At 53.3% G+C, this 25,288-nt stretch carries 19 protein-coding genes; 18 read left to right on the forward strand and 1 reads right to left on the reverse strand.

All coding sequences use genetic code 11. From position 1 onward, the window contains the following. Positions 1 to 109: 109 nt before the first annotated feature. The 3 genes from ABC336_RS30850 (at position 110) to ppsA (ending at position 6,578) form a co-directional block, all read left to right on the forward strand. Entirely contained in the window at positions 110 to 2,689 is a 2,580-nt protein-coding gene (locus ABC336_RS30850) for a hypothetical protein (RefSeq protein ID WP_413242320.1), read from the forward strand. Between the two features lie 97 nt (positions 2,690 to 2,786). Further along, a complete protein-coding gene (locus ABC336_RS30855; protein WP_413242653.1) occupies positions 2,787 to 3,641 on the forward strand; it encodes a manganese catalase in 855 nt (284 codons plus the stop codon). Between the two features lie 336 nt (positions 3,642 to 3,977). After that, the gene (gene ppsA / locus ABC336_RS30860) at positions 3,978 to 6,578 is read left to right on the forward strand and encodes a phosphoenolpyruvate synthase (protein ID WP_413242321.1); all 2,601 of its coding nucleotides are present in this window, start codon (positions 3,978 to 3,980) and stop codon (positions 6,576 to 6,578) included. A 69-nt stretch (positions 6,579 to 6,647) separates the two neighbouring features. Here the strand turns inward: ppsA and cyoE are convergent, their stop codons facing one another. Continuing rightward, positions 6,648 to 7,565, reverse strand: a complete 918-nt coding sequence (cyoE, locus tag ABC336_RS30865; protein ID WP_413242322.1) for a heme o synthase — start codon at positions 7,563 to 7,565, stop codon at positions 6,648 to 6,650. 538 nt (positions 7,566 to 8,103) lie between these two features. On the opposite strand from cyoE, the gene ABC336_RS30870 reads away from it, so the two are divergent. The 15 genes from ABC336_RS30870 (at position 8,104) to ABC336_RS30940 (ending at position 25,190) form a co-directional block, all read left to right on the forward strand. Further along, positions 8,104 to 12,030: an ankyrin repeat domain-containing protein gene (locus ABC336_RS30870; protein WP_413242323.1), complete on the forward strand. Its 3,927-nt coding sequence runs from the start codon at positions 8,104 to 8,106 to the stop codon at positions 12,028 to 12,030. Positions 12,031 to 12,226: 196 nt separating this feature from the next. Then, a complete protein-coding gene (locus tag ABC336_RS30875; protein ID WP_413242324.1) occupies positions 12,227 to 12,658 on the forward strand; it encodes a DoxX family protein in 432 nt (143 codons plus the stop codon). An 11-nt stretch (positions 12,659 to 12,669) separates the two neighbouring features. Then, a complete protein-coding gene (locus tag ABC336_RS30880) occupies positions 12,670 to 13,062 on the forward strand; it encodes an SRPBCC family protein (RefSeq protein ID WP_413242325.1) in 393 nt (130 codons plus the stop codon). A 137-nt stretch (positions 13,063 to 13,199) separates the two neighbouring features. Next, complete coding sequence (locus ABC336_RS30885; RefSeq protein ID WP_413242326.1) at positions 13,200 to 13,856, forward strand: SRPBCC domain-containing protein; 657 nt, start codon at positions 13,200 to 13,202, stop codon at positions 13,854 to 13,856. Between the two features lie 2 nt (positions 13,857 to 13,858). Further along, complete coding sequence (locus ABC336_RS30890; RefSeq protein WP_413242654.1) at positions 13,859 to 14,200, forward strand: ArsR/SmtB family transcription factor; 342 nt, start codon at positions 13,859 to 13,861, stop codon at positions 14,198 to 14,200. A gap of 71 nt (positions 14,201 to 14,271) precedes the next feature. Continuing rightward, positions 14,272 to 15,126: a FadR/GntR family transcriptional regulator gene (locus ABC336_RS30895; RefSeq protein WP_413242327.1), complete on the forward strand. Its 855-nt coding sequence runs from the start codon at positions 14,272 to 14,274 to the stop codon at positions 15,124 to 15,126. Between the two features lie 564 nt (positions 15,127 to 15,690). Further along, complete coding sequence (locus ABC336_RS30900) at positions 15,691 to 17,043, forward strand: LLM class flavin-dependent oxidoreductase (protein WP_413242328.1); 1,353 nt, start codon at positions 15,691 to 15,693, stop codon at positions 17,041 to 17,043. 41 nt (positions 17,044 to 17,084) lie between these two features. After that, positions 17,085 to 18,002: an ABC transporter permease gene (locus ABC336_RS30905; RefSeq protein ID WP_413242329.1), complete on the forward strand. Its 918-nt coding sequence runs from the start codon at positions 17,085 to 17,087 to the stop codon at positions 18,000 to 18,002. An 18-nt stretch (positions 18,003 to 18,020) separates the two neighbouring features. Beyond that, complete coding sequence (locus ABC336_RS30910) at positions 18,021 to 18,944, forward strand: ABC transporter permease (RefSeq protein WP_413242330.1); 924 nt, start codon at positions 18,021 to 18,023, stop codon at positions 18,942 to 18,944. A gap of 242 nt (positions 18,945 to 19,186) precedes the next feature. After that, the gene (locus tag ABC336_RS30915; RefSeq protein WP_413242331.1) at positions 19,187 to 20,218 is read left to right on the forward strand and encodes an ABC transporter ATP-binding protein; all 1,032 of its coding nucleotides are present in this window, start codon (positions 19,187 to 19,189) and stop codon (positions 20,216 to 20,218) included. After that, positions 20,181 to 21,200 carry an ABC transporter ATP-binding protein gene (locus ABC336_RS30920; protein ID WP_413242332.1) on the forward strand — a complete coding sequence of 340 codons (1,020 nt, stop codon included), beginning with the start codon at positions 20,181 to 20,183 and terminating at the stop codon, positions 21,198 to 21,200. Before ABC336_RS30915 ends, ABC336_RS30920 begins: the two co-directional genes overlap by 38 nt. 50 nt (positions 21,201 to 21,250) lie before the next feature. Further along, a complete protein-coding gene (locus tag ABC336_RS30925; RefSeq protein WP_413242333.1) occupies positions 21,251 to 22,870 on the forward strand; it encodes an ABC transporter substrate-binding protein in 1,620 nt (539 codons plus the stop codon). A 77-nt stretch (positions 22,871 to 22,947) separates the two neighbouring features. Continuing rightward, positions 22,948 to 24,291 carry a purine-cytosine permease family protein gene (locus ABC336_RS30930; RefSeq protein WP_413242334.1) on the forward strand — a complete coding sequence of 448 codons (1,344 nt, stop codon included), beginning with the start codon at positions 22,948 to 22,950 and terminating at the stop codon, positions 24,289 to 24,291. Positions 24,292 to 24,520: 229 nt separating this feature from the next. Then, the gene (locus ABC336_RS30935) at positions 24,521 to 24,847 is read left to right on the forward strand and encodes a PadR family transcriptional regulator (RefSeq protein ID WP_413242655.1); all 327 of its coding nucleotides are present in this window, start codon (positions 24,521 to 24,523) and stop codon (positions 24,845 to 24,847) included. A gap of 1 nt (position 24,848) precedes the next feature. Beyond that, the gene (locus tag ABC336_RS30940) at positions 24,849 to 25,190 is read left to right on the forward strand and encodes a DUF1048 domain-containing protein (protein ID WP_413242335.1); all 342 of its coding nucleotides are present in this window, start codon (positions 24,849 to 24,851) and stop codon (positions 25,188 to 25,190) included. The last annotated feature ends 98 nt before the right edge of the window (positions 25,191 to 25,288 follow it).

Genomic DNA, 25,288 nt, shown 5'->3' on the forward strand with positions numbered 1-25,288 from the left:
TTTGGGTGGTGGCAGGATAACCCAAGAAGCTTGTCGAATTTTAGCATCATCAACTCTTCTATGACACGAGTACGAGATGGGATTATTTTGGAACGGAGGCCGTTGTAACGTGGGATTGGACAAGATCTTATCGCCGACTGAACCACCTGTGAAACAAAACGTTACCGTACCCGATGCAAATCAGACGCAGCAGCAGCATCCGCAGACACCGTGGTCGGCCCTGGGGATGAATGTGCAAAACAGCATCGGAAATCAGGCAATAAGCAGGAGAGTCCCCAAAAAGGCAACCGGCGAGGCAATAGAAGAAGAACCGAGCAAGCAGGGGAAATTGAAGCGTAAACTGGAAGAATTCCAGGCGCTGCCTCTCATCCTGGATGAAGAGCAAGAGCAAGAGGCAACAGATGTCCAGGCGATCCAGAACGAGGCAGAGACAACATCAGATGAGGACGATAAAGACGGGCCTTACTTCTGGTCACGCGCTGTCGTTCGTACAGGGAGCGATCAGGAGAAGCTGACGGCTGACAAGTATATGGTCAAAGGGGTGTCGATCTCGCCGGAGCGCAGATTGACGGCACGCGAGAAAGACCAGGGAGATCATCTGGTGGCCTGGTCGGCTATGTACCGTTATTGGAATAGCCAGCTGCGCGGGCCCCTCTCCGACGTGCTGGCCAAATTGAGAGGCTGGATCCTTGATGACCAGACGGCGGACAAGGATCTGACCGGCAAGAACGAGCCACTGCGGAAGAAGGCGCTTTTCCTTGTCGATACGATGGCTTCGGGCGAGCTCCAGGTCAATCAGATCAATGACTATCTCGAGCATGCCGTATCGCTGTTTGTCGAAGCCAACCAGCACAGCTCGTTTGCCGTGCAAGGCAAGGCGAGCGGCGGCAAGGACGAAGGGCGCTCTCAGCTAGATCTGGAGGCGTACAACAAAAGCTTGACCGAGGGGCAGAAGCCGGCTGACATCGGGATTGCGGACGCCGCTGTGAAGGACAGGGCGCTGCAATTGATTGATGTGACAGGCAAGCAGTTGGATGACGTGACGCGATCCAAAGCCGTCTACACTTGGTATACGATGTTGTGCGGACAGTTCCCTAAGCTTGTGCCGACTTTTGAGGATACGCTCCTGGGACATGAGATCAAAGGAAAGACCGTAGCCCAGTTGCTCGCAGACTGGAAGAACACCGCTTCTACAAAAGCAGCGGCTTCTGAACAATCATTGAAGCAAGGTCGGGAGACGATGACCTTGGCAGACGCGGCCAACAAAGACAAAAAGACAGGTGTCCTGGCAGCTGTAGGTTCAGTCACCGCTCCGGCTCTTCAAGCCTCGGAAGTGTCCATCGAGCAGCTTGAGATCCCGGAGAAAATCCGGGCCAAGACACGCTTTGATACGACTCAGGGCTCGCACACGCTGGCATGGACGTTCGAGAGACAAAGCCTGATGGCATTGTTCAAAAATCGCAGCGTAGAAGAAGTGCTGACAAAGCTTGCAGACCTGACAAGACTGGAGCAGAAAAGTCTCGAGCTTGGCCAAAGCCACCTGGTGGCCCTTGATGTGGGGATGTTGAAAAGCTCGGCGGATGTGCTCCTGAGCCAAATCGAGCATGACCGTGGGCAACAATACAGCATCCAGGATTGGATCGACGCGGTAAACCGCAACTTTTCGAATTATGTGCAGTTGAATCAACTGCTTCCGACAACGGCATACAAAGCGGCTGGCACTGCGCTCGGTCATGGCGAAGCCAGCGCCAATGCTGCTTTCAGGGAAGCGCGGGAGAAGCCAGACAAATATAATTATGCAGCACTCAAACAGCTGGCAACCAAATATATCGACAGCGGCATTTTTTATGTCCCGCTGCTCCATAAACTGGCTAATTATGCGAGTAGTCCGAGAGTAGCCAAGCCAATGACAACAGCAAGCACGTCCAAAAGCGGGAATGTTGATCTTACAGCTGCCTTTCTCGGCTTTCTTACGCCCAGCCGATTGAGTACCGCCGCGATACAGCAAGCGCTTCATGACTGCACGCTGGAACAGCTGGATCTTGTTCAACAGGCTTCCAGGGAGGCTATGCGGCGGTTGAACGGCGAACCCTCCACTGACACTCAGCTCAAAAAAACGAAGCTTGCCACGGGGCCGGTAGAAAGCCTCGTGGGAGAAAGCCTGAAGTTCGCGCTGGACACCAAAGGAAGAAAATCAACGACATTGCATAACCGGCTGAGGGATACTGTGCTGCCTTATCTCGAGATATTGGTCAGCCATCACCCTGATACCAAGGACAAAGCGGCAGCAAAGCATACCGAGCTATCCAATGAAGTGTTGGATCCGAAGACGATGTTACAGAGTCTTTACGTACAAGAGAAGCCTGCCTTGCGTAAAATATTTGGCGATTTTTATGCGCATCTGGCTTATTTTCATCCACAGTTCCATACCGATTTCCAAGCGGACGACACCGGAAAAGCAGAATTTGTGGAGGAGGTGCTGAAAGCACCTCTCCTAGCAACGGATATCGTGATCGGCCAACCGATCATGATTCACCTGATGAGCGACTACAATTCGTTCATTGTGGCGTTCCGAGAAGGCATCGAAGAGAAAGCGGCGGAGTGGGCTTCCGAGCTGCTGCCTTCCCCGGACACTGGCGGGACGACCGCATCTACTGCGCAGCAGGAGAGTGCGATGCAGACACAATAAGAAAATCCGGAATTCTAAATAAAACTCATGGGCAAAAGCCGGGGACGATGCATAATCTAACGTAATGATTCAAATAAAAGGTAAAGGAAGCGATGTATTGTTCTTCAATATCAAAGAGCTCCAGTACCAAGCTAAGCCTGACAGACCCGATCCGGTGTATGCCCGCAAGCTGCAGGAAGTGCTTGGCGGCCAGTTTGGTGAGATCACTGTTGCCATGCAGTATTTATTTCAGGGGTGGAATATGCGTGGTGACGGGAAGTACAAGGACCTTCTGATGGACACGGGGACGGAAGAATTGGCCCATGTCGAAATGCTAGCTACGATGATCGCCCGCCTGCTCGATGGCGCCCCGGTCACCGATCTGGAAAAGGCAGCCAAAGATCCGGTGATCAATGCAATCCTCGGCGGTTCGAACCCACAGCATGCCATCGTGTCCGGGCTGGGGGCGATGCCTTCGGACAGCCAAGGATATCCATGGAACGCTAAATATACGATCGCCAGCGGAAACTTGCTTGCTGACTTTAGGCATAACCTCGCTGCTGAATCCCAGGGACGCTTGCAGGTTGCCCGGTTGTATGAGCAGACCAATGACAGAGGCGTCAAGGATATGCTCTCCTGGCTGCTCGCCCGGGACACGATGCACCAGAATCAGTGGATCGCCGCCATCAAAGAGTTGGAGGAGCTGGAAGGCGTAGTCGTACCCAGCACTTTCCCTAGAGAATGGGAGAAACGGGAAGTATCCCACGTCTTGTTCAATTTCTCAAGAGGCAATGAGAGTGCGAGCGGACGGTGGGCCCACGGTCCAAGCATGGATGGATGCGGTGTGTTCCAGTACATCGAATCGCCACAGCCCTTGGCACCGAAACCTCAGCTCCCACCTGCGCCGGCCTATATCTTCGATACTCCGCCTGGAGTGGTCAGCGGCAAAGGCCCCTCGGTCAATCCCTGTTGATTGCATAGATTCCAAGGATGTGATCGTGGAGCCATATGGACGTAGAGATCGCTCATGCTCTGGAAGCGAGGTAGCGGTGCTCACGCAGGCTAGCAATGCCGACACAGACACAATATCTTATTACGACACGCAAGCGGCATGAGAGTCTAAAAAAAAACCTGGAGCCTTTGTCCAGGTTTTTTTGGCTTGCTTATGTGCAGGCGCAATGATACAATCATTTTACGTCTGAGTATATGAATTTAGGCAAAGATAATCTATCTTATAATATTATTGTAGCATGTTGGTACATCGATTGTCAACTGCTGGTTTTAATTTTTCGATGGGGAGAGATGAGGAATGCGTACATTGGTGCTTGATTTGCGGGAGATGGACTCGGCGGAGCTTGTGCTTGTTGGCGGAAAAGGGCTGAATCTGGGGAGGCTATCCACTATGGAAGGGATCCGGGTGCCCGAAGGATTCTGTGTTACCACCGCAGGGTTTCAACAAGCAGTAGGGCAGAATAGGCGCTACCATGCCTTGCTTGATCAGCTAGCCGGGCTTCAGGCGGGGGCGCGGGAGCAGATCGCCGAGATCAGCAGCAAGGTCCGGCAAGTCATTGCAGAGGCACCTGTGCCGACCGGAGTTGTGGATGCCGTATCACGTTATCTCACCAGACTGGGCACCAACGAAGCCTACGCCATCCGTTCCAGTGCCACTGCCGAGGATTTGCCGCATGCCTCCTTTGCCGGCCAGCAGGACACCTTTCTTAATATCGTCGGCCTCGAGGCCATCCTGCACCATGTGAGCAAATGCTGGGCATCGCTGTTCACGGATCGTGCAGTCAGCTACCGGATCCAGCACGGAATCGACCACAACCAGGTACAGTTGGCCGTCATCGTTCAAAAGATGGTCTTCCCGCAGGCATCAGGCATCATATTCACCGCCGATCCGATGACCTCTAACCGCAAGCTGCTTACGATCGATGCCAGTTTTGGACTCGGTGAAGCGCTCGTCTCCGGTCTGGTCTCAGCGGATAACTATCAGGTCCGTGATGGAGAGATCGTCAGTACCCGGATTGCAGCCAAAAAGCTGGCAGTGTATGGACGAAAAGAAGGCGGCACCAAGACCCGGTCCATCGAGCCTGACGAGCAGACAGAGCGGGCCCTGACGGAGCAACAGATCCTCCGACTGGCTCACATCGGGAGACAGATCGAGGCTCATTTCGGCTTCCCGCAGGACATCGAATGGTGTATGGCGGAAGATCGCTTCTATATCGTACAGAGCCGCCCGATCACTACCCTGTACCCGATCCCCGAATCCGATGATCAGGATAACCGCGTCTATGTCTCGGTCGGCCATCAGCAGATGATGACCGATCCCTTCAAACCGCTGGGTCTGTCTTTCTTCCTGATGACCACAACTGCCCCTATGCGTACTGCCGGCGGCAGGTTGTTTGTGGATGTTACCTCTCATCTGGCTACGCCTGCCGGCCGACAATTCCTGATCCATGGCTTGGGCAAATCCGACCCGCTTATCAAAGATGCACTCCTCACGATTACCGAACGGAAGGGATTTGTCCGAATGTTGACCGAAGCAGACAACACTCCGAGTGCAGGCAGCAGCGGTCATGGCAAGCCTGCGCCTCCAGAGCTTCATCCGTCAATGGTCGCTGAGCTGATCCGGAGCAGCGAAGCCTCAATCCGGGATCTGCGAGCGGCTATCCAGTCACGATCCGGGGCCGATGTGTTTGATTTTATCGTGGCGGATATTCCACGCCTGAGAGAGCTGTTATTTGATCCGCAGAGCTCGGCGATGATTATGAGTGCCATGGAGGCTTCGACATGGATCAATGATCAGATGTATGAATGGCTTGGCGAGAAAAACGCCGCCGATACACTCGCCCAGTCGGTACCGGGCAATATTACGTCCGAGATGGGTCTGGCGCTGATGGAGGTGGCCGACCAGGTGCGCGATTATCCGGAGGTGATGAATGGGCTGCAGGGGGCCAAGGATAACACATTCCTAGATGCGCTCTTGGCTGTGGAGGGAGGAGTCGAGGCGAGAGGAGTGATCGAAGGCTATCTGGCCAAGTACGGGATGAGGTGTGCCGGCGAGATCGACCTGACCGCTACCCGATGGAGCGAGAGTCCATATCAGCTGGTGCCGATGATCCTGGGACATATCCGGAACTTCCAGCCGGGCGCCAGTGTGCGCAAGTTCGAGCACGGCCTCGAGGAAGCGCTGAGAAAAGAAAAAGATCTGCTGCAGCGGTTGAAGCGGCTGCCGGACGGAGAGGACAAAGCGGATCAAACCAAGCGCAGAATCGATATCCTCCGCACGTATAGCGGCTACCGGGAATATCCCAAGTACGGCATGATCAACCGCTACTACCTCTACAAGCAAGCGCTGCTGGAGGAAGCGGAACAACTCGTACAGGCAGGCGTCATCACAGTCAAGGAAGATGTCTATTACCTTACCTTCGAAGAATTCCACGAGGCTGTGCGGACCCGAAAGCTGGATCTGCAGATCATCCGCAGACGCAAAGCTGACTACATGCATGATATTAAACTCACGCCGCCTCGTGTCATGACATCGGATGGAGAGATCATCACTGGCCGGTACAACCGCGAGGATCTTCCTGCCGGAGCGCTCGCCGGCCTGCCGGTATCGTCGGGCGTGATCGAGGGCCGTGCCCGTGTGTTGTCGCGCATGGATGAGGCCGAGCTGGAAGAGGGGGATATCCTGGTCACTGCGTTTACGGATCCCGGCTGGACGCCTTTATTCGTCTCCATCAAGGGTCTGATAACGGAAGTCGGCGGATTGATGACCCATGGCGCCGTCATCGCACGCGAATACGGCTTGCCGGCAGTTGTTGGCGTGGAACACGCGACCCGGTTGATCCGGGATGGACAGCGCATCCGCGTGCATGGAACCGAGGGGTATGTCGAGATCTTATAAGGAATCCCGTTCCGGATGCAGCAATAAGGACAACCTGGCGTTGTGCTGGTTGTCCTTATCTGGTATGGGTTATAGCTTGAATATAATCCCCATCAGTGAATAGATGATGACGGTGGAATAGAGGACCGTCATGTGGACCAAGGAGTAGAGGAAGAGCAGCTTGGCCCATTGCTGGGAGTCCATCTTCCGATAGCCATACATACTGATGCCGAGCCAGCCGATGCTGAGCAGCAAGGCAACCAGCATGAGACCGGTGCTGAGCGATCCCAGGAGGAAGCTGGTGGCAATCAGCAAGATGAGATAGATGTTCGTCTGGATATACGTGCGTCTGATGCCCTTCACCACCGGCAGCATCGGAACGTTAGCCGCCTTGTATTGGGCTTGATTGCGTATCGCTATCGCATAGAAGTGCGGCATCTGCCAAATAATCATGATCACGAATAAACCGAGAATCGCTGGATGCGTAACATCCGGATAGATGCTGGCCCAGCCGATGAGCGGCGGCATCGCGCCGGAGATGCTGCCAATCTCCGTATTATAGATCGTTCTCCGTTTGCTCCACATTGTATAAGGCACCACATAGGCGAATAATCCGATGAAGCCGAGCAGGGCAGCGAGCGGTGTCGTCAACGCAAGTATAGCGATACCGAGCACCGCCATCAGGGCAGCTAGCCACATGACGGTACCCGCCTGGATATCCCCCGTGACCGTCGGCCGATTTTTCGTCCGTTCCATCACGGCATCGATATCGCGGTCATAGAGGTTATTGAAGGCCCCCGCCGCCCCTATGACAAGAATCGAACCGACGATGGCAAACAGGATGTCCGGCAGCTTTTCCAAAATTCCGTATTGGTACGTGTATAGTGCGAGGGTCAGCCCGGCGAGCATCGGAAACAGATTGGATTTGATAATCCCTGTTTTAACCGTCTTCGCTAGAATATCCGACCAATTTTTTCTCTCTTGGGGCACGGTGCTTTGCGCTTGCATGAATTTGTTCCTCTCATTATATAGTGACCTCGATGCTTGTATTTCAAGTAAATGAGGTACAACCCTATTTTAACCCTTGCAACGCAGAAAAGCAGGTATAACTTTATGAACAATATCGTACATCTTTGCTCTGCGTCCAAGCAATGACCTTCATACGCTGCAATTCATTATAGAACAAATCACCCGTAAGGGAAAGAATCGAATACCGGAGAGACAGTTACAGCAAGCCGTAGACTGGAGCTCCGGCAGGTAATGGGCAGTTTAGCGGCGCGTATATTACATAATTTAGTAATCCGTGGTAAAATCATGACAAGGCAAGCTTTCCGCAACTATGACGATCATTCACATCGAACTGATCAGATAGGGGAACACATATATGAAGCCAGAGTCTAAACTGCCAGGATATAAACCAAATAACACGTCAAAAAATGAATCTTTTCCCACTCACCAAAGTATACCTGCAACTGACAGCGATCAACTGCAATCCACTATCGGAAATCAGTCTGTGGGCAAGCGGGGGGAAGAGGCTGCGACACAGATGCTATCGTATATCGATGCAGTCAAGCAGGGAAGAACGGAAGTAATAGAAGATTATCTCCTCAACCATTACGAAAGCCTGCCAGAGCACACCCTGACAGCGTCGATCAAATACGTCCATCAGTCAGCATATTTAGTCAATCTGCTGCTGGACCGCATTCATGAGCGTGGTCTTATAGTGAAAATTGAACCCAAAAAAAAGATTAGTTTAGCTTTTGATTTTATCGATACAAAAAACGATGCAAAATTAAAATTATTATTGGACAATGGGGTGGATGTAAAATCGACCTACAAAATGAATTCCATGCTTGGGCATGCGATCTCGGCGGGCAACGTCGGGGCTGTTCGTGTACTGATCGAAGCCGGGGCGGACTTGCATCAGCCCGGATTCCTGGGACAGCTCCCTTTGACGGATGCGGCAAGTGAAGGGAAGCTGGAGATCGTCAAGCTGCTGGTGGAACATGGCGCCCGCATCGACGAGGTCACCGGCGAGGATGGGTCGTCGGGCTCGGCCATTGTAAACGCTGCGTTGGAAGGGCATCTGGACGTCGTTCTCTACCTGTTATCTCAGAACGCGAATCCGAATCTTGCCTACCTCTCCTGGAACAATGATCAAAGTGACGACGAGAGTAATGATGGTATTGACGATTGGAGTGACAGTGAGACATTTGAAGAAGCTCCGATTCAGGAAGTTGAGGAAGACGCGGTAGAGTCTCAAGTCCCGCAACAACCCGGCAAACAATGGAGGACCGCACTGGATGCCGCTGCTGATCAAGGCTATACCGACATCATCGAGGCTTTGCTGAAACACCCCGTGAAGAGCGAGAGCAGAACCCATATCAATAAACTCGACTTCACTTCGCTCAATAAGGGCAATGCCCTGACCATAGGCACGTCGATCCGGAATTATGCCAATGACGGGAATACGGAGGCCGTGGAGGAGCTCAAGCCTCTGATTGCTGGTCTGGACTGGCAAGACGAAGAGAAAACCGCGTCCAATGTGGCACATATGCTCGGCTGCTTCAGCGAACATAAAGACGTGTTCCGGGACTTTATGTCCCGCGTCCCCGAAGATCATATTGTGGCTGTGGGCCGTGCTTATGTCCAAATACACAAACATGCCAAAGCCAAAGGTCTGGAAATGAGCCTCAAACAGTTTTTGCAGGAGCAAGGACATGCCGACCTCATACCGATGTTCGAAACAGATGCCGATCTGTATGAGCTTGAAGAGACCGAGTCCGGTAAGTTCAATCGCAAGCCAAAGATTCGCGAGGAACTGCTGCAAGACCAAGCCCTCAAGCTGATAACCACGCTGCAGAAAATCATTGGCGGCCGTCATGCAAATCGAAAAGTCAGTACGCATGTGGGCATTGATCTGGTCGAGGCTTCCGATCGTAATGCCAAATATGGCGAATCAAGTGCAGCCCAAGCATTGCCCAACACCGAGCTCCAGCAGCTGCGGGCTGCATTTTTCAAGTTGGCACAGCAGGTGCCCTATTACATGAAGCATGCGTTAAGCGACCCTGCCATCTTCGACGTCATCCTGCAGGACGGCACGCTGTTATCTCAGGATCGCGTGCAGAATGTCAAAGGCATCAAAAGCAAAGGGCTTAATACCGAATCCGATCAGGCGAATCAATCGCATTATTATACCTATCATAGTGCAGGCACGATCAAGGACCAGCTCCCCACGCCGAAATCACTCGACAGCACAACGAATCCCGAGTTTATTATGAATGTAGATCATTTCCTCGCATCCGAACCGTTGCATGCGGACCATCTGGTCGTGAAGGGAGAGGACTGGGGAGCACAGCATGAACGGACGATCGACCTCGGCAATGGTATGAATATTAGGATCAAGTTTGAAAGCGCCAAGCCGGATAAGGTTCATTCAACTGATTCGAAAATTCATTATACCTACTCTGATGAAGAGGGCGAAACCCGAAATTATACCTTTCTTCTGTCGGATGAGGTTGCAGTAGGCACCACATTCAAGAAGGCAACTGCCAGTTTTATTATGCGTCATTTTGATCACTTGCCGGAAAAGGCACAGCTGCATATCCTGCAGCCGCTTAAGGATGCGATGGGACTGGAGGCTCCGAGGGAGCAGGAATTACAGTCCAAACAAGCCGTAGCCGATGTTTTTCAAAGGTTCTACTTCATGGAAGCCTCCATAGGAGGTTCGATGCCGCTGGATATCCGGTATACGGATTCCATTCGCAAGCCCCGAGAGGCCGATCAAGAGACGGAGAACAGCATGATGCAGCTAGGCAAACTCAGGGAGAGCATCCTTTTGGGAGAAATAACAGATGTAATGTTCTTTTTCGAGCAGCATCCGGAGGCGGCAAAAATACCATTCATTGTCAAGAGTTCTCTCGATTTGGCTAGACAGATGCAGCACGCAGAGCTTGTGGAGTGGCTGAATCGGATGTACATAGAGCATATCGATCCGCACAAAGGGATCTCCGTCATCCCTAGAGAAGTGACGGACATCCATATGCTGCAGCAGCTCATTCTTGAAAATAGAAGTGAATATACCAAGACGGATTTCACCAAGGACAAGCTCCGTTTCACGACGAAGCTGAACCCCAGCCGACGCGATGACGGCACGCATTCGGCTGCCATTACCGCTCTGGCCGGAGCTTTGGGCAACACGCATTATATGGCAAAAGACAGCTTGGACATGCCTATGGACCAACTGGAGCCTTTATCGGACTTTGTAGTCGAGCTCGACGGGCAGGAGCATGATCCCGATTCTCCGTTAGGACACGGTGCCTTCCAGCAGGCGAAGGATGTTCGGAATGCGATGCTCCGGCAGGAGATGGAAACCTTGCTCACTTCAGCCCAGAACGAGAGCTATTTCTTGCAGCATGGAGAGCTTCATCCCGTAACGGGAAAGGGGGCAACAGAGAGCACCGTGCTCAACCGGAAAGATAAGCTCCAGGACTATAGCCTGGAGCTCCTAACGACTGAAGAAGATTATGTACAGATTATCGTAAAGGATACATCAACAGAACAGGATAAGCTGGAGCTTGTATCTGCTACTTTGTCGAAGACATTAGGTCTTGCAAACACGGACTTCGACACATCAGGCCAACGCTTGACCATCAAGCTGCCGGTCAGGGAAGTGCTGCAGCGGATGCTAAGTGCCAAGATCAATTATCAGGGCGTGGTCCCGTTCGACGAGAATGGCAATATACTGTTGGCTGAACGGGCCGGCGAGGAGCGCGGCAAGATGGGACTGAGCACGAGCGGCGGCCATAACTCCAATAACTACCATCCCTTCTCAGGGGCGATGACCGAGCTGGAGGAAGAAAATGCGCTGAAGCTGAGGAAAGGTTATCCACTAACCGAGGACTTACTGATCTCGCGGACCGGACCGTACCGCGATGTCGCAGTAATTGCCCTGCCGTTCGAAGCTTATGAATCGATGGAGGCAGGCAGGGAACACCAGTTGCGCTATCAGGAAAAGCACGCTCCAAAGCAGCTGCCGGTCCCGTTCAAGGCGGAGGAAAGTGAGTTTGCCTTGTTCAGTGAAGAGATTCTTGCCCATCACGAGATGCGGGGGCGCAGGTTCCGGGAAGTGATGCCGCTGGAGGATATCGTGGCTTGGGAAGAGAGACAATTGCAAAAAAGGCTGTCGAACGGGGCGTTTGGATCTATGCATGTGACGATCGATGCTGCTTGTAAGCTGGAAACGCTGGAAAACGATCGGTCCATTATGGTGAAATATAAAGTGCCCCAAGCCAGCTTTGGAACCATTACATTTCAGCTCTCTGCTGACTCAAGCGATGGCACGGATACGATCACAAACCTTATCCGTTTTTTGAAGGAGCTTGATGCGGAGGCGAATATCATTCAGCAGGACGCCACGAGCGTGAAGGTGGACCATATTAATCCACTGAAAATAGTGAAATTTCTAACCTAGCTTAATGCACTGTCACATGATTCAAAACGCCGGTTGCCTGCACGTCAGCGCACCCGGCGTTTTTGCTCTTCAAGCTATTTCCTTAGAAAAAGCGTTGACAAGACACCTTTTGGTGTCCTAAAATACATAAGAGACACCAAAAGGTGTCCTTTATTCAGATTGAAGAAAGTAGATGTCATAAGAAAGGAGGACTTACATGAGTACGATAACTAGTGCAAAACCCGGCATAAGAAGCAATATGATTAAACGGAATAAAGTAATTTACTGGATCGCTACCATCTGGCTGGCCCTGGGTGTACTGTCAGCAGGAATTGTGCAGCTGATGGGATTAAATGCAGAGGTCGAGATGATGCTTCATTTGGGGTACCCTTCATATCTACTAGTAATACTGGGCGCATCCAAATTATTGAGTATTGTAGCCATTTTAGTTCCCGGATTCCCGGTACTCAAAGAATGGAGCTACGCGGGTCTATTCTTCACGATGGCAGGAGCAATGATGTCACATCTTATGCTGGGCGATTCTTTTGGCGAGATATATCAATCGATGTTATTGCTCATCCTTACCATAGTCTCATGGTATTTTAGACCAGAAAACAGAAAACCGCTTATAAACAAACGTAAGTTTTAGGAGGAGAACAAATGAGTCTAACCTTAACTTTGGATTTTCAGTACAAAACCTCGATCGAAAAAGCGTGGGCTGCCTTGACAGACGCCAACAAGCTGGAAAAATGGATTGCGGATAATGATTTTATGCCAATGGTCGGTCACCGCTTTCAATTTCGTCATACTCCATATGAGTATTGGGATGGGATTGTTGATGGGGAGGTATTGGTCGTTGAGGAGCCAACTCGCTTGTCGTATTCCTGGGGTACAGGAGATGAGAGGCAGACGGTCAATTGGACGTTACAGGAACTAGGAGAAGGAGAGGTCAAGCTTCAACTGGAACAGACAGGATTTACGACTGCCGAGGGACTTGAAGGAGCGAAGTATGGTTGGAATGAATGGTTTGGCAAGTTTGATGAGGTGCTATAGCACTCCAGGAAAGCTCAAGCGATCGGGACAGCTATATTCCAGACGGCTGAACAAAGTGCACTTGAATTGACGCTCTCAATCATTTATATTAGTTTTAACTTATATAAACTAAAACTTAAATGATTGGAGCGGTTACGATGTCATCGAATACGACGAATCTTAATTTTGAAGAGATTATTGGAGCAGCTACGCGGAGCGTATCGGAAGCCTTTATCAAACAGGGCAAACCCGTGCGCACGATTACACTGGAAAGGTCTTACGCGACCAGCACCGACGATCTTTGGGATGCTGTGACGAATCCGGTTCGGCTGGCGCGTTTCTTCTCACCGGTCAGCGGCGAGCTGAAGTTGGGCGGCCGCTACCAGATCGAAGGTAACGCGGAAGGGACGATCACGGATTGTGTGCCGCCGACTAATTTTGCCGCAACATGGGAGTTGGGCGGTGAATTGAGCTGGATCGAGATCAGGATTGACTCGGAGGCGCATGACCGCTCCCGGCTCTCGTTGTCCCATATCTGCCCTGTCGATGAGCATTGGGAAACCTATGGTCCAGGTGCCGGCGGAGTGGGGTGGGATCTGACCCTGCTGGGTTTATATGCTCATTTGACGATAACCGGCTTCGATCAAGAAGACGGAATAGCCTTGATGGTCTCTGAGGAAGGAAGGTCATTCATGGTGCAGGCCAGCGAATTGTGGGGTCAGGCTGCGATAGCGGCCGGGACGCCGCAGGCTGCAGCGGTCACTGCCATGAACCGGACGACCGCATTTTACTTGAGCGAGGAGTCTCAGGCGTGACCATGCACGCCTTTGATGTCCTCGGCGATCCGGTACGGCGCCGCATCCTGGAGCTGCTCGCAGAGGGCGAGCAGCGGTCCGGCGATGTCGTCGACGTGATCCGCGGCGAATTTGGAATTACGCAAGCTGCCGTATCCCAGCATCTCCGGGTGCTTCGGGAGAGCGGCTTCGCCAATGTCCGCATTGACGGACCGCGGCGGATTTATTCGGTTGACGCCCTTCCATTACAAGAGGTCAACGCTTGGCTGGATCGCTTTCGTCAGTATTGGGAACCTAAGCTGGACGCTCTGGAGACAGAGATTGCAAGAGGCCAGAAAGAGCGGGCTCGCCAATCAGATGAATAGGCTGGCCTAACGTGGTTATTTCTTTCTTCACATAATTAAGTTGAAGTGAAGGGGGATGTATAATAAAATCTATGCTGAACGGCAAGAAGAGAGGGGAAATGGATTTGAAAAACGAAGATGAGGCATCCATTTCAGAGATTGAAAGTTTCTTTTCAACACGCGTCGAGTTCATTGAATACTTGTTGCTTCAGGATCTATTGGATAATCTTGAGCCTGCGGGCTCCTGGGTGCTTAAGGTCGTACTGGACGACAAAAACGTCGCAGTCAGCACGGCCACGATCGGCCGTATATTGAAAGATACGGACGCCAAAGGATATACGAGACTGGTTGGCGCTCAAGGAAGAGTGATCACCGAGGAAGGGATCAGCTATGTTGAAGAGCAGATCAGCAGGCTGCAGCGAGGACGCCTGCAAAAGAATTTGATCGATGCCGCTCAACCCGAAAACTTGCAAGAACTGCTCGATGTGCTGCATGCAAGAAAAGCGCTGGAATGCGAGACGTCAAGATTAGCAGCCGAGCGGGCGGATGAAGAGATGTTGGCTACATTGAAGGAACATTTGGAGTGCCACGAACAATGCGTGACTGAGCGAGCGGATCCCTCCAAGGCAGCGCTGGATTTTCATGCCATGCTGGCCAAGGCCTCAGGCAACAAGTTCCTCATCGCCGCATTGGATATCCTGTTCTTTGAGCAGTGGAGGCTGGAATCACAAATTCACGAGCTCATCACCCGCCAGAGGGGAGCATGGTATGCGCACCAGCACAGAGGCATCGTTGAAGCGATCATGCGAGGCGATGCCGACGAAGCGGAGCGGCTGATGAAGCTGCATATGCAAGTCGTGATCGACGACGTGACTGAGCAGATTGCTCGGGAGTCGCCCCAAGCGGATGAAACGACTCACAAGGAAAGCCAGGTAATGATGGGTTAGAAACCGATAAGACGTTAAACCGGCCAAAGGAGGCCGGTTTTTTGATTGTCCTGGAAATTATACACGACCCTTAACTGTGGAAAAGCAGGTCGAAGGGATTGGAGAAAGAGAGGCTGTGAGCGGTACTCGCCCTGTGAGCGGACCCAGAAGCGTCTATTTCGATCATGAGCGTGTTTTCAACTCGACTTGCGGACAGGGGATCCGTTATTGGTCTGGAAACATGGCTTAGCGAGCATAAAACTAGCACATAACGGATCGTGTGTCCGTTCGGTCTGCGCTAGGTAATGTTTGTTCCAAATAGCGCTTTTGTGTCCGTGTAAGTAGTCTGCATTTCGGAGAAAGACGATGCAGCCGTCTAACCTGTCGAAAATCCAACTTTTCTAACATATAAATGACACAATAAATCAGGTATATGTAATAATGGTTTCGTTTTCAATCATCAATTTCATTAAATTGTGTCATTTATATTGACCCATATATAACGCCGTGATAAGATTTACTCACCTCCTCCTCACGGATGAGGAGGTCGTATAATCGTATGAATGAAGGAAGGGTGAATGAGATATGAGCAAAGCTCCGAGGCAAATGCACTTGAACTTGTTTATTCAGGGAATTGGACATCATGAGGCGGCATGGCGGCATCCCAATACCAATCCGCAGAACATGCTGGACATTGGGTACTATCAACGGCTTTCGCAGCAAGCGGAGGCAGCTAAATTTGATTCCATCTTCATTGCTGACGGATTGGCGATTAACTCTAACATCAAGTATGGTCCCTTCAATAATTTCTTCGAACCTTTCACCTTGCTCGCTTCGATCTCTGCCGTTACCAGACATATTGGGGTCATCGGCACTGCATCTACTACGTACAGCGAACCTTACAACATCGCCCGCCAATTTGCTTCGCTCGACCATGTGAGCCGCGGCCGGGCGGGATGGAATATCGTCACGACGGGCAACGAGAAATCAGCTCACAACTTTGCCAAGGATGTCCATCTTGAACATAGCCAGCGATATGAGAGGGCCCATGAATTCCTGGAAGTGACTACGGGACTATGGGACTGCTGGGAGGACGACGCGCTGATCGCAGACCGGCCGGGCGGACGATTCGTCGACGAAAGTAAGATTCATCCGCTCAACTACTCCGGCAAGCACTTCAAAGTACGCGGTCCGATCGACATCCCCAGACCGCCCCAAGGATACCCTGTCCTCGTGCAGGCCGGTTCATCCAAGGATGGCAGAGAATTCGCCGGACGTTTCGCCGAGGCCATCTATACGGCTCAGAATAATCTGAAGGACGCGCAGGAGTTCTACTCCGACGTCAAGGGACGTCTGCTGAAGTATGGAAGAACGCCTGATCAGTTATGTATTCTGCCAGGGCTTGCACCGATTATCGGTCTGACGGAGTCGGAAGCCAAGGAGAAACAGCAGGAATTAAATGAATATCTCGTTCCCGAGTACGGTCTGCATCAATTGTCCCAGTCCATGAATCTGGATCTGTTCACCTACCCTCTTGACGGTCCGCTGCCTGAGCTTCCGCCGGTAGAGCAAATCAATGGCGGCAAGAGCCGCTTCCAAGTCTATGTCGATCTGGCCAAGCGCGAAAATCTGACGATCCGGGAGCTGACCCATTGGATTGCCTTCGGACGGGGTCATGACACGTTCGCTGGCACCCCCCAGCAGATCGTGGATCATATGGAAGAATGGTTCACCCAAGGCGGTTGCGACGGTTTTAATCTGCTGGCGCCACACCTGCCTGCCGATCTGACTTCCTTTACCGAACATATTCTCCCCGAATTGCGGCGTAGAGGGTTGTTCCGCACAGAGTACACAGGCACGACACTCCGGGACCATCTGGGACTGGGACGTCCGGAGAACCGGTATGCCTCGATGGCCAAGCACGTCAAAAATGCCTAGCCAAACCTTAGCAGCCGACTAAGAGAGGGGAGGACGCCGCAATGAAAAACTATCTTCTCAAATATGTGCTGCAGGTCATCCCCGTGTTGTTCATCATCTCTTTTCTTGTCTTCTTCCTGATCTTCATCGCTGGCGATCCCGTGGCGCTGATGATCTCGGACAATGCCACGCCGCAACAGATCGAGGAGCTGCGCGAGTCGCTCGGATTGAACCAGCCTTTCTTCGTCCAGTATGGCCTGTATATGAAGGGGCTGCTGCAAGGAGACTTTGGCACCTCGTTCTCTTACCAGCAGGATGCGCTCCAGATCGTCCTGGAGAAGCTGCCTAACACGCTGCTGCTCGGATCGGTCGCGATGCTGATCGCGATTATCATCGCGATTCCGCTCGGCATCCTATCCGCAACCCGGCAAAATACGGCATGGGACCTGCTGATCTCTGGCGCCTCTGTGATCGGCAAAGCGATCCCGAATTTCTGGCTTGCCATCATGCTGATCCTGATCTTCTCCGTTACCTTCCAGCTGTTTCCGGTGTCCGGCAGCGGGACGGTGATGCACCTGATCCTGCCAGCCTTTACGCTGGCAACCGGGACGGCCGCAGAGCTGACACGTCTCATCCGCTCCAGCATGCTGGATGTCTTGGGACAGGACTACATCCGGACGGCCAAGAGCAAAGGGATGTCGCGGTCTCTGATCACTTATCGGCATGCGTTCCGCAATTGCTTGGCTCCGGTCATCACGATAACGGCCATGCAGGCCTCGGTGATCGTCAGCGGAGCGATCATCACGGAGACCGTGTTTGCCTGGCCCGGCATGGGCCAGCTGCTCGTCAAGGCCATCAGCCTGCGGGATATGGCCGTCGTTCAAGCGGTGGTGTTCGTAAGCGCGTTTACGATTATCCTGCTTAACTTTATCGCCGATATGGCTTACCGTCTCATCGACCCAAGGATCAAATACGAATAGGAGAGGAGGGGGTCAGAGGTGCATTCGCATACTGAGACGCTAAAGCCGGAAGTTAGCTATGAGGTTGCACGGACGATCCACCCGCTCGTCCGCTGGATGCGGCTGCTGTTGCGCAGCAAGACAGGCACCTTCGGCTTCGTCATCCTGGTGCTGGTCGCACTTACAGCGCTCTTCTCCGTGCTGCTCGCCCCTTATGATCCCACGCTGATGAATGCCCGCAATCGTCTGGTCCCGCCGTTCTGGGCAGACGGCGGCTCCATGGCCCATCTGCTGGGCACCGACCATCTGGGACGGGATATCCTCAGCCGTATCATCTACGGGTCTCAGATTACGCTGCTCGTCAGCGGCGCATCTGTCATCATCTCGGCGGCGATCGGGATCACGCTGGGAGTGGTGTGCGGCTACTATGGCGGCGGGTGGTTCGATGCCATCGTGATGCGCATCGTCGATGCCAACATGGCGATCCCGAACATCCTGTTCATGCTGGTCATCGTCGGCGTCTTCGGCACCAGCGTGCCGACCCTGATCATCGTCCTGGGGATAACGGGCTGGATTGCCTATACCCGGCTGATCCGAGCTGAGGTGCTGAGCTTGAAGGAGCGGGAGTTCATCCGAGCGGCCCGTTCGATCGGGACACGCGACCGTACCATCATGCGCAAGCATATCTTCCCGAATCTGATCTCCACCTGCATCGTCGTCTCCACGCTCAGCGTCGGCGGCAATATCGTGCTGGAGGCCTCGCTCAGCTTCCTCGGACTCGGGATCCAGCCTCCGATCGTCACATGGGGCTATATGTTGAATGAAGGCAGGGACTATATCGCAACGTCCTGGTGGATCGCTACCTTTCCTGGGCTTGCCATCGCGGTAACGGTACTCGGCATTCTCTTCTTCGGCGATTGGCTGCGCGATGTATTCGACCCGAAGGCCCAGGGGCGCCGCTAAGGTGCGGAATCGATTCTGGTCAACGCTTTCTGGAAGAAAGCGACTTCGGGAGCATAAGCTCCGAAGCGTTCGCCTGAAAGCTTTTCGCAGAAAAGCTAACTTCGGAAGCATACGCTGTCCCGGATTCCCCCCTTAAAAGGGTCCAAAATCGAGTAATCTGGGAACAACAGCGATCGGAAGAACGATCCGTTACCTTGAGGCTTTATTTTGAGGGCAGTCTGAATAATCGACGATATGGGGTGATGGCGTTGATCAATCGGCAAAAGGTGTTGGAGGTCCGGCACCTGCAGACGCAGTTCCGAACCGAGCATGGCATCGTAAGGTCGGTAGACGATGTCTCCTTCCGGCTCGATGCGGGTGAGATCCTCGGCATCGTCGGCGAGTCCGGCTGCGGCAAAAGTGTGACGTCGTTTTCGATCATGGGTCTGATCGAAGCGCCGGGAGAGATCGCCGGGGGCGAAATCTGGCTGGAGGATCAGGAGCTGACCAAGTTGTCCAAGCGGCAGCTCCGCAAGCTGCAGGGCAAGGAGATGGCGATGATCTTCCAAGAGCCGCTAACCTCGCTCAATCCGCTGCTCACAGTCGGGCTGCAGATCTCCGAGGTACTCACCCGGCACAAGCGTCTGTCCAAACGCGAGGTCAAGGAGCAGAGCGTCGGGATGCTGCGCCAGGTCGGCATCCCGCGTCCCGAACAAGTGTATCATGCCTATCCGCATGAACTGAGCGGCGGGATGCGGCAGCGCGTGATGATCGCCATCGCTATCTCATGCGGCTCCAAGCTGCTCATCGCTGACGAGCCGACGACCGCGCTCGACGTCACCATCCAGGCGCAGATCCTGAAGCTCATGAAGGAGCTCCGTGATAACCTGAACACCTCGATTATGCTAATCACCCATGATCTTGGCGTCGTCGCCGAGATGGCTGACCGGGTCATCGTCATGTATGCTGGCCAGGTAGTAGAGGAGGGCGATGTGTACGAGATCTACCGCTCGCCCAAGCATCCTTATACCAAGGGCCTGATGAACAGCACGCCCAAGATCGAGGAGGTCAGGAAGAAGCTGGAGTCGATACCCGGCACCGTGCCGGTGCTGTCCAACATGCCGAGCGGCTGCCGGTTTCATCCCCGCTGCCCGGTCGCCCGCGACATATGCCAGACAGAAGCACCCCAATTGAAGATGCTCAGGCCAGGCGTTCAAGTGCGATGCTGGCTGCATCAGGAAGGAGAGGTGGAGTTGCATGAGGAGTTTAAAAGAAGAGCCGCTGCTGGAGGTTAGAGGATTATCCAAGCATTTCGAGGTCGGGAAGGGTTGGTTCAACCGCAATCCTGCCCGGCTCAAGGCTGTCGATGGCATCAGCTTCAAGGTATACACAGGCGAGACGTTCGGCATCGTCGGCGAATCCGGCTGCGGCAAGTCGACGACCGGCAGTCTGATCCTCCGGCTGATGCAGGCCACTGCAGGCGAAGTGCTGTTCGAAGGCGAGGATCTGCTGAAGCTGAGCGCCCGCCAGATGCGCGAGCGGCGCAAGGATATCCAGATGATCTTCCAGGATCCCTATGCCTCGCTCAATCCGCGGATGAAGGTCCGCGACTTGATCGCCGAGCCGCTGCTCACCCATCACGTGCTGGAAGGATCGCAGATCGACGCGAGAGTCGCGGAGCTGATGGATATGGTCGGACTCAGCCCGGCGTATGCGAAGCGATATCCGCATGAATTCAGCGGCGGGCAGCGCCAACGGATCGGCATCGCCCGGGCGCTGGCGCTCAAGCCGAAGCTGATCATCTGCGACGAGGCGGTGTCCGCCCTGGATGTCTCGATCCAGGCTCAGATCCTCAATCTGCTCTCCAGCCTGCAGAAGGAGCTGAAGCTGACGTACATCTTCATCGGCCACGGGCTGCCTGCGGTCAAGCATATCAGCGACCGCATCGCCGTGATGTACCTGGGGAAGATCGTGGAGATCGCTGCCAAGGAACAATTGTTCCACCAGGCGATGCATCCCTACACCGAAGGGCTGCTCGCCTCGATCCCGATCTCCGATCCCACACAGCGGTCTGAGCGGCAGCAGTTTATCCTCGAGGGCGATCTGCCGAGCCCCGTCAACCCGCCGCCAGGCTGTACCTTCCATACCCGATGCCCTTATGCGACTGACCTGTGCAAGAGTGAGGCGCCGACGCTTCAAACCGGTGATTATGGCGGTCATCTCGCGGCTTGCCACTACCCGCGTCAAAAAGATCTGAAGGTTGTCGGCTCCTATTAATGGAAGGACCAAGATAAAATAGGCGAGATCAACGGAGGGGGAGAAGCAACATGCAAAAGACAAAACAGAAGGTCCAACGAATCGCCGCAGTCTTCCTGACCGCGATGGCGTTAATGCTGCTGGCGGCATGCTCGGGAGCGAGCAACGACAATACCAGCGGTACAGAACAAACTGGCGAGGCACAGGCAGATACAGGCAACGGCAATACATCCGATAACGGTGCTGCAGGGAGCGGGACGCTGGTTATCGCACTCTCACAGGATATCGACACACTGGATACCCACGGCACCACAGCCATCTCCACGGAGAGCGTCATGGTCAACCTGCAAAGCTATCTGCTGAAGCGGGACAATGAGGGGACGCTGCATCCGCATCTGGCAGAGTCATACGAAGCGCTGGATGACACAACCTGGTCCTTCACCCTGCGGGACAATATCCTGTTTCATAATGGCGATCCCCTGACTGCGGAGGATGTGAAATTCTCGCTGGAGCGGGTCGCCCACGACAATAAACTGGTGCAGCATGCCAATTTCAAGTCAATCTTGGAAGTAAACGTGCTGGATCCGCTGAACTTCGAGATCATCACGGATGGCCCTGACCCGGCGCTGCCTTACCGGCTGGCCAGAGAAGCGGCCGGCATCTTCCCTAAGAATTATATCGAAGAGAACGGCTGGGACGCTTTCCAGCAGCACCCCGTAGGCAGCGGCCCTTATGAGTTTGTCGAATGGTTGAAGGGCGACCGGATGACGATGAAAAAGTTCGACGACTACTTCGAAGGCGATGTCTCCGAGTGGGACACGGTTGTATTCCGGACGATTATGGAGACCTCGACACGTGTTGCCGAGCTGATGACCGGCGGCGTACACGTCGCCAGCTCGATCCCGCCGACCGATCTGGACCGGGTGAACAACAATGACGGGACATCGGTCATCAAATCGGATACGACGACGGTAAGGATGCTCTATGTCAACCAGAACGAGCAGTTCAAGACGTCCGATCCCCGCGTGGTGCAAGCGATCGACTATGCCATCGACAATCAGGTGCTGAGCGATATATTCGCCAATGGCGAAGGAACGCCGACACGCACACGTCCCGTACCCGGCACCTTCGGATTTGACGAGAGCTTGTACGATACGTATCGCTATGACCCCGAGCGGGCGCGAGAGCTGTTGGCTGAAGCAGGGTACAACAACAATCTGGAGATTACGCTGACTTCATCCCAAGGCCGATCCTACGCTGACAGCGACACCGCTCAGGTCATCGCCGGCATGCTGGAGGAGGTGGGCATCAAGGTGAACCTTGATCTGCTGGAGGCGAGCAACTACGTCAGTGTCCGCACGAACGGCGAGAACAAAGAGCTGCTGTTCACCGGCTGGAACAATACGTTGTTTGATGCTTCCCATGCGCTGGGACATTTTCATTCAACCTACCAGCCTGCAGCATTCGGCTACAGCAATCCCCGCGTTGACGAACTGCTGGACGCAGCTGCCGTGAACATGGACCCAGACTCGCGTGCCGAGCAGTACAAAGAGATCCAGCAGATCGTGGCCGAGGAGATGCCTTATATTTATCTTTATCAGGACGTCAGCTTCATGGGCATGAGCGACAGCCTGGATTATGAGCCGCGGATCGATCAGATGTTCCATGTCGATGAGATCAAGAGCAAGTAGCTGCGCGTGCCAGATGACATAATGGCTCCTTCCAACTCACATGAGGGTGGCCAATTCTACGAATTGAGGGAAAAGATTTGGCCTTTATAGAGAAGATCGGGCTCGAACCGGTCCCCGCCGGGCAACGCACGTCTACCTGGCGCGATTACTTCTTACTGCAGTTTTCGTTTTCATTTAATGCCGGCAACTTCCTGCTTCCGGCATTGGCCGTCCTGCAAGGCGGCTTGTCTTTTGGGTGGGCGGTCGGCAGCATGGTCGCGGGCAACCTGCTTGCCTTTCTGCTGGTCGCTTTGTTTTCCTTTCCCGGTGTCGATTACGGGATTCCTGGACAGTTCGCAGCCCGCATGATCCTTGGGATCAACGGTTCCCGTTATTTCGGTTCTCTGCTGCGGGCTTTGATCGCCGTCTATTGGTTCTCGGTACAGTCGGTTGGCGCCGCCGTAGTCGTACGCTTTATGCTAGAGCGTCTTACTGGGGTCGCTGTGAATCTCATGTGGCTGTCGCTTCTGTTCGCGGCAGTGATGACGGTGCTGGCAATCGCGGGCTACAAGACGGTGAGGCTCGCGGTTCGCTTGATCTTCCCGGTGATGCTGCTAGTCATGCTTGTGCTGGCCTGGGAGTTCCTGACAGCCGAAGCCGCACCCTTCCAATGGGCCAGCGTCGCGGCTGCTGGCGGTGATCGTTCCCTTGGCACCTTCTTGTTATACGCCGGGCTGGCCTTCGCCCAGTACGTGCCTGCGATCTCCGGCTCTTCCGATCTGTGCCGATATGCCCGGCATCGCAGAGACGCCTTCCTCGGTCTGGTCACCGGCAGTGCGGTCGGCATGGCCGTGACTGCGAGTCTGGTCGCTTATGGCGCGATCGCAACAGGCGAATGGAATCCATACGTTGCGGCCAGCGCGTTAAATGAATCTTTGGTCATTCAGTTGCTCATGTTGGCCGGCGTATTGGTCAGCTTGTGCGCGATCAATCTGAACAATGCCTACACAGGAGGGATGTCGCTGCTCAATGCCTTCCCCGCCATGAACCGCATGAAGACGACGGGGATCTTCGGTCTGGTATCCAGCGGGATCTGCCTGTATCCGGGGATCATCGATCACGCGGCCGTCTATATCCACGCGTTGGGCGGCCTTGCCGTCCCGCTGGCCGGGGTCCTGGTCGTCGATTACCTGTTCGTGCACAAGCAGCGGATTGACGTGGATGCGCTGGCGCGGGGGGATGGCATCTACCGTTATTATTATGGGTTCAACCTGTCTGCATTCGCCGCAGTTGCGCTGGCTGCCATCTACTTCTATGCCGTACCGGACAAGCTCATGCCCGGCCTTAGCTCATGTCTGCTCGCCGGACTCCTGCATGTGCTGTTCACCAGGTGGTCGCCGTCTGCTGGACGGATGATCAAACGATCAAGATTTCAAGGCTAAAGCCGCCATCGCTTGGCGGCTTTTCTCATTTTTGGGGCGAGGGATGCCGAGGAAAACGACTGGCGATGTCGAATAGGGTGAGAAGCATCGTATCGAGGTCATCATTCACTTGGTGATGTATAAATTTAGTGTTGACATTCTCCACTACTTAGTAATACAATGTACATGTAATCAGTGTTACTTAATAGCTTAGCTTCTAAAAGGAGGGACGCGGCAAGAGGCTCCTATGATGGATAACTTAACAGAAATGCTGAAAGGTTCGCTGGAGGGCTGTGTGCTGGAGATTATCAGCCGTCATGAAACGTATGGCTACGAGATTACCCGTCGACTGAACGAGCTTGGATTTACTGAAGTCGTAGAAGGCACGGTCTATACGATCCTGGTCCGGTTAGAGAAAAAGCGCCTTGTGAACATCGAAAAGAAACCGTCAGATATGGGTCCGCCACGCAAGTTTTATACGTTGAATGAAGATGGTCGCCAAGAGCTCGAATCATTTTGGAAAAAGTGGGATTTTGTTTCTTCTAAAATCAACAGCTTGAAAAGGGAGGAATACTAACATGATCGACCTGTTCAAAAAAATGATTGGCGATAAGAAAGAGTACAAATTGATGATGGCACGGGTTGACGCCCTGCCGGAAGACTACCAGTTTGTATTCAAAAAAATTCAAACCTACATGTGGAATTTCTCGTCGGGCAATGGGACGGATATGCTTCATATACAGTATGAATTGATCGATTTGTTCGAAGCCGGCGCGGCGGATGGCAGACAAGTGCTGGAGATCACTGGAGAAGACGTGGCAGCCTTTGCCGATGAACTTGTCGCAAACGCTAAAACCTATGTCGCCAAGTATCGCGAAGACCTGAATCAAAGTATTCTACAGCGTTTGAGAAAAGACTAATTTCATTTCACATCAACTCTCACCTTAACTGATTAGCTGTCAGAATTGCGGTTTGCCGACCTTGCTATTCAGTTTATTTTTCGGCCCAGTACTAAGTT

It is taken from the genome of Paenibacillus jepli (genome assembly GCF_047238105.1).
GTDB lineage: Bacteria > Bacillota > Bacilli > Paenibacillales > Paenibacillaceae > Paenibacillus_D.

What these genes read in the sequence shown, in the direction of transcription:
- ppsA (WP_413242321.1), top strand. Translation starts at nt 3,978, where the DNA reads ATGCGTACATTGGTGCTTGATTTGCGGGAGATGGACTCGGCGGAGCTT.
- cyoE (WP_413242322.1), bottom strand. Translation starts at nt 7,565, where the DNA reads ATGCAAGCGCAAAGCACCGTGCCCCAAGAGAGAAAAAATTGGTCGGAT.
- ABC336_RS30870 (WP_413242323.1), top strand. Translation starts at nt 8,104, where the DNA reads ATGCTATCGTATATCGATGCAGTCAAGCAGGGAAGAACGGAAGTAATA.
- ABC336_RS30875 (WP_413242324.1), top strand. Translation starts at nt 12,227, where the DNA reads ATGAGTACGATAACTAGTGCAAAACCCGGCATAAGAAGCAATATGATT.
- ABC336_RS30880 (WP_413242325.1), top strand. Translation starts at nt 12,670, where the DNA reads ATGAGTCTAACCTTAACTTTGGATTTTCAGTACAAAACCTCGATCGAA.
- ABC336_RS30885 (WP_413242326.1), top strand. Translation starts at nt 13,200, where the DNA reads ATGTCATCGAATACGACGAATCTTAATTTTGAAGAGATTATTGGAGCA.
- ABC336_RS30890 (WP_413242654.1), top strand. Translation starts at nt 13,859, where the DNA reads ATGCACGCCTTTGATGTCCTCGGCGATCCGGTACGGCGCCGCATCCTG.
- ABC336_RS30895 (WP_413242327.1), top strand. Translation starts at nt 14,272, where the DNA reads ATGCTGAACGGCAAGAAGAGAGGGGAAATGGATTTGAAAAACGAAGAT.
- ABC336_RS30900 (WP_413242328.1), top strand. Translation starts at nt 15,691, where the DNA reads ATGAGCAAAGCTCCGAGGCAAATGCACTTGAACTTGTTTATTCAGGGA.
- ABC336_RS30905 (WP_413242329.1), top strand. Translation starts at nt 17,085, where the DNA reads ATGAAAAACTATCTTCTCAAATATGTGCTGCAGGTCATCCCCGTGTTG.
- ABC336_RS30915 (WP_413242331.1), top strand. Translation starts at nt 19,187, where the DNA reads ATGGCGTTGATCAATCGGCAAAAGGTGTTGGAGGTCCGGCACCTGCAG.
- ABC336_RS30920 (WP_413242332.1), top strand. Translation starts at nt 20,181, where the DNA reads ATGAGGAGTTTAAAAGAAGAGCCGCTGCTGGAGGTTAGAGGATTATCC.
- ABC336_RS30925 (WP_413242333.1), top strand. Translation starts at nt 21,251, where the DNA reads ATGCAAAAGACAAAACAGAAGGTCCAACGAATCGCCGCAGTCTTCCTG.
- ABC336_RS30935 (WP_413242655.1), top strand. Translation starts at nt 24,521, where the DNA reads ATGGATAACTTAACAGAAATGCTGAAAGGTTCGCTGGAGGGCTGTGTG.
- ABC336_RS30940 (WP_413242335.1), top strand. Translation starts at nt 24,849, where the DNA reads ATGATCGACCTGTTCAAAAAAATGATTGGCGATAAGAAAGAGTACAAA.